Source organism: Streptococcus sp. DD11 (genome assembly GCF_001578865.1).
Taxonomy (GTDB): Bacteria; Bacillota; Bacilli; order Lactobacillales; family Streptococcaceae; genus Streptococcus; species Streptococcus panodentis.
In genome coordinates this window covers 218,007-229,638 of record NZ_KQ969395.1, presented here as the reverse complement: position 1 = coordinate 229,638, position 11,632 = coordinate 218,007, and the positions used below count along the sequence as shown (strand labels likewise).

Genomic DNA, 11,632 nt, shown 5'->3' with positions numbered 1-11,632 from the left:
CGCCGCAGAAGCTGCTGCTGCACAAGAAGCAGATCCAAAAGCTGGAGCAGGAGACCAAGGGAACTGGGATGACGCTGGTGCCGCTCAAGGTCTATCTCAAGGACGGCTACGCTAAGCTGCTTTTGGGCCTGGCCAAAGGGAAGCACGACTATGACAAGCGCGAGTCTATCAAGCGCCGCGAGCAAAACCGTGACATCGCACGGCAGATGAAGAACTTTAATACGAGATGAAAGATCGGAGGTCCGGTCTTTTTTTGCTGCATCAGTCAGCAGTTCTATATGATTTTTATTGAATATTAAAATATTTTAATATATTTTGTGTAATCGCTTGCAAAGCTCCTCCTAAAGGGATATACTAAGGGTGGAATGTTGGTAGAATCTTTATATTGCTTGGACCGGGGCTTCCCGGTCCTGCTTGCAGTCAACTGGACTTGGCCTGAGAATTTGCTCTGTGAGTTTTGAGGCCCCTATCTTTTATAAAGGAGAAAGACGATGAAGAAAGTCTTGTTCAAGATGATGTTTCTTGTGATGCTGCTATCCATGCTGCCGGTACAGGTGGCGCAGGCCTGCTCAGCCTTTATCGTTGGGAAAGGACTGACGGCAGATGGCTCAACTCTCTACGGCCGGACGGAGGATTATCCGTATGCTCCTGACGGCGGACGGCATAATCAAAACTATGTGGTCGTTCCAGCCAAAACTTATAAAGAAGGCGACCAGATTGAGGATGAGTCCAACGGCTTTACCTACCCGCATCTGGCCAATGAAATGAAATACACAGCTACCTACGATTCTGCGCGCGGAGACGGCAGCAACGGCAACTTTGGTGCGCATGGATTCAATGAAGCAGGTGTATCAATGACAGCCACCGTCTCTGCAGCACCGAATGACAAGATTCTAACGGCGGATCCCCTGGTCAAGGACGGTCTGCCTGAAGCTTCCATGATTGATCTGGTCCTGCCGCGGGCAAAGTCAGCTCGTGAAGCGATTGAAATCGTTGCGAAGACCTTGGATGAAAAAGGTTCTGCCGAAGGGAATATCATTGTTACGGCTGACCAAAATGAGCTCTGGTATATGGAGATTCTTTCCGGCCACCAATATGTGGCTATTAAGTTCCCAGAGGATAAGTATGCCGTCTTTGCCAATACCTACTATCTGGGCCATGTCGACCTCAGCGACACGGACAATGTCATTGCCTCTAAGGGAGTAGAAGACATTGCCAAGAAAGCCGACAGCTATAAGACGGATTCGGACGGCAATTTTATGATTGCCCAATCCTACGGACCGGAAGACTATATCGAGCGGAACCGTTCTCGGACTTATGCCGGTATCAAGTGGATGGATCCGCAGTCTGAAGTAACTTATGAAGACAAGTATTTCGACCTGCTGCGGACGCCGACCGACCCGAACAAACGCTATACTGTGCAGGATGTTATCGGCGAACAGCGCAATCGTTTTGAAAATCTGCCTGAGTTTCTGCCGGACGACACAGTAGAAGTAGGCAAGGACTACGATAAAAATGTCTACAAATATGCCCTGGGCAATGAAAATGTCATTGATGCCCATGTCTACCAAATCAAGTCTGACCTGCCGAGTGAATTTGGCGGTGTCGTTTGGCTGGGATTGGCGCAAAGCCGCAATACACCTTATGTGCCTTTCTATGGCAATGTCGAAGATACTTATGAAGCCTTCAAAAACCGCTCTGAAAAATATGACGGCAAATCCTGGTACTGGTCTGTCTGGCATATTGACCAGATGGTCATGAAATATCCTGAAATCTTTGGCAGCAGTATCCAAGATAAGTGGAAAGCACTGGAAGATGAGTGGGTCAAGGAGCAGGCAGCCAGCGACGCCAAGTATGCTGCCTATACGGATGAGCAGGCACAGGCCGCTGGTCCGGAAGTGACCAAGGAAGCACTGGCGCGCTCTGAAAAGATTTTTAAGGAAATCAAGGCTGTCGAAGCGGAGATGGAAGCCAAGATTAAGAAAGAAAAAGGGGACGATGCCGATTTGGTCTATACTGGCTACAATAAGGCCAATCTGTTGGCTGACTATGAAAAATCTCACAAGAAGGACAGCAAGACAAAGACCCAAAAATCAGAAGCGAAGAAAACAGACTCCAGTCAGCTGGCTCTGCTGCTGATTCTGGCCCTGATTGTCATCATTCCGGGGATTATCGCCCTTCAGCGCTCCCGTAAGAAAAAAGGATCATGACAAAGAGTCTGCCTCCTGTGAAGAAAGGACTGAGCCTGTCTTGGTCCTTTCTTTTGATATAGAGATTGGCATTTGGTTTATCTTTTATCGTCAGTTAGTTTATCTTTTATTCCGTCGTTAACTCGCCTTGCCGTACCCCAGTACAGCCTGCGGCTCGTTGCCTCGTACTAAAAGCAAACTAAAAAACGATATCTGGGCCCCCTTTAACTTGAGTTTGGTTCTTTGGCACAATCTGCGTATGCTCTCTTCACACCCTCCCAGCCTCGTTTTCTCATGTCCAGACTCAAGCTGAAAAGCCTCCCTAAGCCTTTTCACTCCCCCAGACTGTTTCACTGCTAAAAGCAAACTAAAAGAGGATAATTGTGAAGAGTAGGAATCATTCATCAGAAGAGCTTGACCCTAGGGCTTGTCAAGTACAGCATTTTTCGGTATGATGAAAGGGAAATGTATCAGACAGCCCTAACAGGCAGAAAGGAAGCCTATGAAACAGGATTTACTTATGTATAAGCGCATGCCGCTTTGGACAGCAGCCACTATGCCGGAAGCGGTCAAGAAAAAGCACAATACCAAGGAAGGAACATGGGGCAAGATTACCGTTGTCAAAGGCAAGCTGAAATTTGTCGAGATGACAGAGGCAGGGGAGGAGCTGGCAGAGCATATTTTTGAAGCCGGTCAGGACAATCCCTTTGCCCAGCCGCAGGCTTGGCATCGGGTGGAGGCTCTGACAGATGATGTAGAGTGGTATTTGGAATTTTACTGTCAGCCCGAGGACTATTTCCCCAAAAAGTACCAAAGCAATCCAGTGCATTCTGAGGTTCTGGAAGCCATGGAGACAGTTCAGCCCGGCCGGGCCCTTGATTTGGGCTGCGGTCAGGGCCGCAATGCGCTTTTTTTGGCCAAGCAGGGCTTTGAAGTGACAGCTGTGGATCAGAATGAGCTGGCCTTGGAAATCCTCAGAAGCATTGTGGAGCAAGAAGAGCTGGATCTGCCGATTGGTCTTTATGACATCCATTCGGCTGAGCTGACGCAGGAGTATGACTTAATCGTCTCTACGGTCGTTCTCATGTTCCTGCAGGCGGAGCGGATTCCGGCTATTATCCGCAATATGCAGGAGCAGACCGCAGTCGGCGGCTACAATCTGATTGTCTGCGCCATGGATACAGAGGACTATCCCTGCCCACTGCCCTTCCCCTTTACCTTTAAGGAAGGCGAGCTGGCAGATTATTATAAAGACTGGGACTTGGTCAAATACAATGAAAATCCCGGCCATCTGCACCGCCGCGATGCAGACGGCAACCGCATCCAGCTGCGCTTTGCGACCATGCTGGCTAAGAAGGTGCGCTGATAGCCGGCAGCTATCAAAACAAGCTTCCTCTCCTGTCAGCCGATACAAGAGAACCATTTTTCTGATAAGGTCTTGTAACTTTCCAGAATTTTGATATAATAAAACAATAGTAAAAAAAGAATGCTTGCTAAGTGTTCTTTTTCATATAGTCTTTTATATTCGATTACTCCTCGAAGAAACTCATCAGCAAACGAGGCTGAAGCAGACAGGATGGCAGCAGCTGCCTCGTTTTTCTGTTTTTAGGCTCAGACTGAAAAGGTTCCCCCGAACCTGTTCACTCCACTGACGTGCGGGAACTAACGAGGTTATAAAAGGCAAACGAAAGGACGCAATCTTTAACGGAAGTCATCTTCCGGCTATTTAGAAGGGCTAGGAACCATCATGTATCATAAAAATATTCTTTTCAACCGCAGTGCTTTTTCGGAGGCTAAGGGCCACGATGTCAAGCGCAAGTCTTCCAAAGGTCTGGCAACGGGCATTGCCTTGGCGGGAACGATTGTTTTGCTGGGAAGCGGCCAGCTTGTTTCAGCAGATGATTTGAGCGTTTCTGAGAGCGCTGTAGAATCTTCAGCTACAGCTGAAGCTGACACCGGGGATAAAAAAAACCAGCCGGCTGACAGCAGCCAACTATCTGAGACCGCTTCGGCAGATGACAGCCCGGCAGCCGACAGTGAATCCAAGGCAAGCGGCAAGGAAGCTGCCCCAGTATCTGAAGCAGCTCAAGGAGAGCAGGGGACAGCCGGCCAGGCTGTCAGCAGGGACGCTCAGCTCGAGTCATCTTCAGCCGCCTCTGCAGCGTCAAGGGAAGGCGATGAAGACGAAGACGAAGATGAAGATGATGAAGACGAAGACGATGAAGAAGAGAATTCAAAAAAACACAGGGAAAATCAAAACTTTAAAAAAGCAGATATTGTCTTTGATGCATCAGGAGTAAGGACCTCCTCGTCTGGTGTGAGCGCTGACGGGAAGGATATCACCATTACATCGGCGGGGACCTACACTCTGGCAGGCTCTGCCAGCGGCTACAGCATTGTCATCGCAGATCAGGTGACGGATAGGGTAAAGCTCAAGTTTGATGCGGTCAATTTAAGTGAATCAACCATTTATTCGTCAAGAGACTTAGAGATTAACATTCTGTCAGACAGCTCTGTCTTATCTTCTTTGAAAAATACTGTCGAAACAGGAGGGGCGCTCTACCTTTCCAGCAAGAAGAAAAGCAGCTTCAGTGTCAGCAGTACAGCCGGTCATGCTATTAAGGCCGATAGACTGAAAGCAGACAAGGTCAACTTAATCCTGTCTTCTGCCAGTAAGGATGGGATTCATGCTGCTTCCAGCGTGACAATCAAGGAGTCAGCTATCACGATTTCTGCTGGGGATGATGGAATTCAGGCGGGAAATCGTACAGATGTCAATGCTGGCGATGTAGAGATAAATGATTCGGCAGTAACCATCACCTCTACCCACAAGGGAATCACAGCTCATGATGAAATAACCGTAAAAGGTTCGACTGCTTTGACCATTACGGCAGGCTTTGAAGGCATGGAAGGCCGGTATGTCCATTTGAAGAAAGGCCATATCACTATTAAAGCAGGAGATGATGCGATCAATGCTGTTGAGTGGACAGGAAAAGATGATGCGGATTTGTCAGCCCTGACTAACAGCAAAGCCGATATTAAAAACAAGGTGGCGATTGTGATAGCAGGGGCTGATGTGGCTGCCGTTTCAAATGGGGATGGCATGGATTCGAATGGTGATTTGCTCATCACTGGCGGCAGTCTAAAAACACAGTCCGTCACGGATTATAATTCTGCTCTGGACTATGACGGCACAGCCCTTGCTTCCGGCGGAAGGACCTGGGCCATCGGACACATGGGATTTGCTCAGGGCTTCTCAAGCGGCACCAAACAGGCTTATCTAGCGGCGATTGTCTCCGGTTTGGCAGGCGATACCATTCGGATATGGGATTCCAAAGGTCGTCTCATTGCGGAGACCAAGGCGGAGGTTGACTTCGACCATGTTGTCTTTTCAGATAAGGACATCAAGGACGGAAAAACCTACACGGTGACAAGCTCTGACGGCCATCAAGCAACTGTTCGGGGGACCAAGCAAACGACAGCCCACCCCTCAGGCCGAAAGGTTTCCAAAGACACAGTGCCGCTCCTTCCCAACGGCCATCACCCTGCCTTTCCCGGGAATGGGACTCCTCCAAGCGATAAGGGGAATTAAAGATTTGAAATCGATCTTATCCTCTTTGAACATCTCTTCAAACTTTGGCAGTTCCAACAGTCTGGGGAGTAAAAAGGTCCGGGGGACCTTTTTAGCCCCTGCCCGGAAACGGAAAAGCAGGGAAGGTCCGGGGGACCTTTTTAGCCCCTGCCCGGAAACGGAAAAGCAGGGAAGGTCCGGGGGACCTTTTTAGCCCCTGCCCGGAAACGGAAAAGCAGGGAAGGTCCGGGGAATCTTTTTAGCCCCTTCCTAGTTTGCTGATGATTTTTATAGAGTACTATAAAATAAAAGCAATCAGGCGTGTATTCAGTTGGAATAGCGCCTTTTCTGTCGCCCGATTTCTGTCAAGTGAGAGCTTATTGGGGGCAGCATCGGCAATCAGAACTGTCTGATCTGACTGATCCCCAACTTGTCCTTTTCGAAAGTTGCAGAGGCCGAGGCAAACCGATGCAGATAGAACAGAGGGGGAAGAATAGAGTCATCTTTGATTTTCAAAGAGTAGGAGCAGCCATTCTGTCTGCTCCTGCCTCGTCTGTACTGAATGGTCAAAAACTTTAGAAATAATTTAGAAATTCTTGATAAATATTTGAAATTTAGATGGCATACTAGGGATGTAAGGAAAAAAAGGGCAAAAAAATATTTTTCTTTCGCTGTCCATTTTTTATTTGACGCAGAAAAAAGATTGTGTTAAAGTAAATGGGTAAAATAAAAAAGTCAATTATATCTGACGTTCTGTAAAGGAGGAAGACATGAAGAAAAGAACGAAAATTATTCTGACTTCTGCTTTGACGGTGACCGGACTGCTTGTAGCGGCCGGCGGCTATTGGGCCTACAAGACCTTTGTCCCTCAGGAAACGCCTGTTGATAAAAATGCCACGGTCAGCAGCAATTATTATCAGGCCATCAATAAAAAATGGCTGGAAAAGGCGGAAATTCCCAGCGATCAGCCAGCCAACAGCGTCGTTTATGAACTGGGCGAGGAAGTCAAGGAGCGGCTCAAGGGCGATGTCAAAAATCTAGCATCCGAAAAAGAGAAGTCCAGCATCGAGGGGATGGATGACTTTATCAGCTACTACCAGCAAGGCTCCGACTTTAAGCAGCGGGAAAAGGACGGCCTGGATCCTCTCAAGCCCTATTTGAAAGAAATCGAGGATTTGAAAGACTTGGATGATTTGGCGGCCAAGGCTGCCGACTGGCAGCGCCGGGGTCTCAGTCTGCCTTTTGGCTTTGATATCAGTGTGAATGTGGAAAATACCAATCAGAAGCAGATTCATCTGTCAACTCCAAGTACATTTCTGCCGGATACCTCCTACTATCAAGACGAAAATGCTAAGAAAAGCATGATGCAGCCGGTCGAGCAAGCAGCTCAAAAGGCTCTGCAGCTGCTGGGCTACAGCGAGAAAGACAGCCAAAGGATTGTCAAAGAAGCGCTAGATATTGATGCAGAAATCGCTAAATACGCCCTAAGCAGCGAGGAAGCATCAGAGATAAAAAAACAGGTTCATCCCAAGACAGTTGAAGAAATCAACAGCTATTCAGATACTTTCAAATTCAGTGAAATCATCCATGCCTACTTGGGGCAGGAGGTTGACCAGGTCAACATTCCAAATCCCAAGTATTATGAAAATTTCGCCAAAGTGGTCAACGACAAGAACTTTGCCAAGCTCAAGTCATGGATGCTGGTCAGACAGGCCGGCGCGGCAAGCAATCTCTTGACGGACCAATACCGTCTGGTCTATGCAGAGATTAACAAGGCTTGGCAGGGGACCAAGGAAGCCTCTTCAAAAGAGGATGATGTCTACAGCCAGACAACGACAGTCTTTGCAGACAGTCTCAGCCTCTACTATGGACAAAAATACTTTGGTCAGGAAGCCAAGGAAAAAGTCGCTCAGATGGTCGACAGTATCAAGACGGTCTATCGGGAACGCTTGCTGAAAAACGACTGGCTGAGTGAGGAGACCAAGCAGGAAGCGGTCAAGAAGCTGGACAGTATGATACTGCGCATCGGCTATCCGGATAAGATCCAGGAGGAGACCAAGGTACTGAAAACAGACAGCCAAAAGAATTTCTTTGAGAACACCATTGCCATGAGCACAGCTAAGAATCAGTATGCTATTGATCATTTCTCAGAACCGGTGGATAAGACACAGTGGAGCATGCCTTCCTTTGACATCAATGCTTACTACTCACAGATTGACAATAGTATCAATTTCCCAGCAGGAATCCTGCAGGCACCTTTCTTTGATGCCGAGCAGGATATGGAAAAAAACTACGGCGGTATCGGCATGGTCATCGGCCATGAAATGACCCATGCTTTTGACTCAAATGGCGCCGAGTTTGATGAAGAAGGCAATATGAAAAACTGGTGGACAAAAGCTGATAAAAAAGCCTTTGAAGAAAAGACGGCGGCTGTGGCCAAGCAGTGGGACGGCCTCGAAATCTACGGCGGCAAGGTCAACGGCAAGCTGACAGTGACAGAAAATGTAGCCGATGCAGGCGGCCTGTCTGCCACTCTGGAAGTCGTTAAGAAAGAAAATCCAAAGGCTGATCTCAAGCTTTACTTTGAAAACTATGCCAATATCTGGCGCAATAAATCCAGCCTTCAGTTCAATCAAATGCTTCTGAAAATAGATGTGCATGCGCCGGCCGAGCTCCGGGTCAACCAGCAGCTCAAAAATATACAGGCCTTCTATGATACCTATCCAGAGATTAAGAAAGGCGATGCCATGTATCTGGATCCCGACAAGCGGGTCAGTGTCTGGTAAAGCCAGCCTGTCCATCTTGCTTCATCAGCTGGTGCAATCCTTCCCAATCCAGTCTTGAAGACTTGGCGCGGCTGCGGATTGTGCCGCCGCAGCCGTGCTTTTTAAAAGTCAGGTTTTGCCTGGCTTTTTTGCTTGGGAAAATTCGTTCTTTATACGGTATCTTCCAAAAGATCCATCCCTCTGTGGGTGAGGGCACAGCCATCATGGGAGTCTGTCTCGGCCTATTTATCGTCATTTAGTTTATCTTTTATTATGTCGTTAACTCGCCTTGCCGTACCCTAGTACGGCCTGCGGCTGGCCCCTGCCTGATTTGCTGCTGATTTTCATGGAGCAGCCGCTTTATTATCATGCCCTTCATGGCAAAGACCTGAAATGGCTGCTGCTGAATGGCAGTAGGGATAAACCCGTTTTCGCTTTTTAATTTTATATAATAAAATATTGAAACCGCTTGCAAAAACAAGCAAAAAAAGCTATACTTGATATGGTATACGGTTTTGTAATTTTGCAAACTTCAAAGGAGTTATTTTATGAAAAAAATACTTTTTCGCTCGATTCTGGCTCTGTCGACTGTCTTGCTTTTTCCTTTTCAGGTGGTTGAAGCCTGTACAGGATTTATCGTCGGCAAGAATCTGACGGCGGACGGCACGACGCTTTACGGCCGGACGGAGGATTTGGAACCCAATCATAACAAAGTCTTTCTGGTCCATCCCCGAAAGACCAATGCAGCCGGCGCAAAGCTGGTTGATGAGTCTAACGGCTTTAGTTGGACCCTGCCGCAGGAGAGCTACAAGTATACATCCGTATCAGATGTGACCCCTGCAGACGGGATTTATGACGAAGTCGGCTTCAATGAATACGGCGTATCTATCTCAGCTACCGTTTCAGCCAAGGCTAATGATGCGATTCAGAAGGTGGATCCTTACATCAGCAACGGTCTGGCTGAGTCTATCCTGACGACAGTTGTCCTGCCTCATGTGCAGACGGCCAGAGAAGGCGTGGAGCTGATGGCAAAGATTGTCGAAGAGCAGGGAGCAGCAGAGGGCAATATCGTCACCATTGCCGATAAGGACGGCGTTTGGTATATGGAAATCCTCTCCGGCCACCAATACGTCGCCATCAAATTCCCAGATGATAAGTATGCCGTTTTCCCTAATACGTTCTTCCTTGGCAGTGTCAACTTCTCAGATACGGACCATGTCATTGCCTCCAAAGGTGTAGAAGAAGTGGCTAAGAAAGCCAATTCGTACAAGGAAATTAACGGTCAATTCCATATCTCCCAGTCTTACAATCCACCGATGGCAGAGGCTGACCGCTCCCGCGCCTGGGCCGGTATTACCAGTCTCGATCCGAATGCGGGCGTGTCTTATGATGACCCTTACTTTGACCTTCTGCACTCCACCGACAGGAAAATCTCTGTAGCCGATGTCATGGCCATGCAGCGCAACCGCTTTGAGGGGACCCCGTTCAAACCGCTGGATCAGATGGAGCTGGACGGCAAAGGAATTCCTCAGCGAGGAGCTGTTGATCCTGTTTACAAATACCCGCTGGGCAATCCCAATGTCATGGAAGCCCATATCTTCCAGCTCAAAGACGGCATGCCGGCCAGCATGGGCGGCGGCACCATGTGGCTGGCAGTCGGCAGTCCCCGCTTCTCGCCTTATCTGCCTTACAATGGCAATATTACCGATACTTACAGTGCTTATCAGGTCCCTACGACCAGCTACAGTCCAGACTCTTGGTACTGGGTAGCGTCGCATATCTATGATATGGCGGCCAAGCATTCAGACCTCTTTGGCACTTCTGTCCAAGACAAGTGGAAGGCCTTGGAAGCTCGCCTGATTGAAGAGCAGGCCGGACTTGATGAGGCCAATGCAGCTCTGCCGGATTCTGCAGCCAAGGTGACCGAGGAAAGCAAAGAGCGGGCAGAAGCAGTTTTTAAGGAAATGAAAGATCTGGAAGCAGAAATGGAAGCAAAAATCAAGGAAGCAACCAAAACGACTCCTTCCAGCTCCAACAAAGACTCTATCAGCTCATCATCAGCTCAAAGTTCGTCAAGTTCTTCCTCTTCAGCAACTTCTAGCAGTTCTGATACACGGAAAGTCGAAAGTGCAGAGGGGGACAGTCTGCTGGACGCAGCAACCGGCATTCGCCTGCAGAATGCTGAGCTGGTCAGGGCTGGCATCCAACTGTCTGTCAAAAAGCTGGACAGCAAGCTGCAGCCGACAGATACCTACGACATCAGCCTAACTGCTCCCAATGGTCAGTCCGTACATCAGGTCAGTCCAACCCTTGTGACTATCCCAGTTCGCAAAGACCTGCCAGTAGATGCTGTCTATGCTTTGGATGAAAATGGCAAGCAGGTTGAGAAGTTTGATGTAACCATCAACCAAAATCAGACCATCAGCTTCACGACAGACCATTTCTCTGTCTACCAAGTGCAGTACCGAAATGAGCAGTCCGTCAAAAGCAAGAAAAAAGACCTGCCATCAACAGGTGAGCAGTTTACCCTTCTGGGAATTGTCGGAGTTATTCTGCTGGCAGCAGCAGCCTTTGTCCTCAAACAAGCAAAGAAACACTGATTGTCAACTCAAAAGACTCCAATTCATGTTCAAAAAATGGAAGAGGACAGGGTCAACCAATGCAGACAGCCCAAAGCTCTGTTTTGTGACTGCCAATAAAGGCAGTGGGACAGCCATCATGGGAGTCTGTCCCGGCCCGTCATCTTTGATTATCAAAGGAGTATAAACCTGCAGCCGGCCCCCAATCAACACGATTGGGGGCCGGTTTTATACTAGACTTGTTCGGAGACGAAAGTTTCTTCTTTTTTTGCCTTCCCAATAGTGAGAGACAGAGGAGGGAATAGTCTCTTAACGTTATTCCGTTTATCTTTTATTGCTTTGTCAGCTTATAGTCTTTTAGTTTGCTTTTAGTAGTGAAACTGTCTGGCTGTACTGGCGTACGGCTGGGCGCTGGGACAGAACTAAATTTTTAAAAATTTAGTTCCCTTCACTCTTTTGTTTCTAAGTTCAGGCTGAAAAGGTCTCCCAGTCCTTTTCACTCCCAGCCTGCGAGGCTCTCACAGTCCG

At 48.2% G+C, this 11,632-nt stretch carries 6 protein-coding genes; all 6 read left to right on the top strand.

The window, feature by feature from the left end; translation table 11 throughout:
* On the top strand, window positions 1-230 hold a 230-nt coding region (locus tag STRDD11_RS08820; RefSeq protein ID WP_206512690.1), incomplete at its 5' end, for an SsrA-binding protein.
* Window positions 231-491: 261 nt separating this feature from the next.
* Complete coding sequence (locus STRDD11_RS08815) at window positions 492-2,210, top strand: C69 family dipeptidase (RefSeq protein WP_128837013.1); 1,719 nt, start codon at window positions 492-494, stop codon at window positions 2,208-2,210.
* Between the two features lie 481 nt (window positions 2,211-2,691).
* Complete coding sequence (gene tehB, locus STRDD11_RS08810; RefSeq protein ID WP_128837012.1) at window positions 2,692-3,555, top strand: SAM-dependent methyltransferase TehB; 864 nt, start codon at window positions 2,692-2,694, stop codon at window positions 3,553-3,555.
* Between the two features lie 381 nt (window positions 3,556-3,936).
* Entirely contained in the window at window positions 3,937-5,781 is a 1,845-nt protein-coding gene (locus STRDD11_RS08805) for a carbohydrate-binding domain-containing protein (RefSeq protein ID WP_128837011.1), read from the top strand.
* A 749-nt stretch (window positions 5,782-6,530) separates the two neighbouring features.
* Window positions 6,531-8,546 (top strand): M13-type metalloendopeptidase, encoded by a 2,016-nt coding sequence (locus STRDD11_RS08800; RefSeq protein ID WP_128837010.1) that lies wholly within the window; start codon window positions 6,531-6,533, stop codon window positions 8,544-8,546.
* A gap of 527 nt (window positions 8,547-9,073) precedes the next feature.
* A complete protein-coding gene (locus tag STRDD11_RS08795; protein WP_128837009.1) occupies window positions 9,074-11,125 on the top strand; it encodes a C69 family dipeptidase in 2,052 nt (683 codons plus the stop codon).
* Window positions 11,126-11,632: the final 507 nt, after the last annotated feature.

What these genes read in the sequence shown, in the direction of transcription:
- STRDD11_RS08800 (WP_128837010.1), top strand. Translation starts at nt 6,531, where the DNA reads ATGAAGAAAAGAACGAAAATTATTCTGACTTCTGCTTTGACGGTGACC.
- tehB (WP_128837012.1), top strand. Translation starts at nt 2,692, where the DNA reads ATGAAACAGGATTTACTTATGTATAAGCGCATGCCGCTTTGGACAGCA.
- STRDD11_RS08805 (WP_128837011.1), top strand. Translation starts at nt 3,937, where the DNA reads ATGTATCATAAAAATATTCTTTTCAACCGCAGTGCTTTTTCGGAGGCT.
- STRDD11_RS08815 (WP_128837013.1), top strand. Translation starts at nt 492, where the DNA reads ATGAAGAAAGTCTTGTTCAAGATGATGTTTCTTGTGATGCTGCTATCC.
- STRDD11_RS08795 (WP_128837009.1), top strand. Translation starts at nt 9,074, where the DNA reads ATGAAAAAAATACTTTTTCGCTCGATTCTGGCTCTGTCGACTGTCTTG.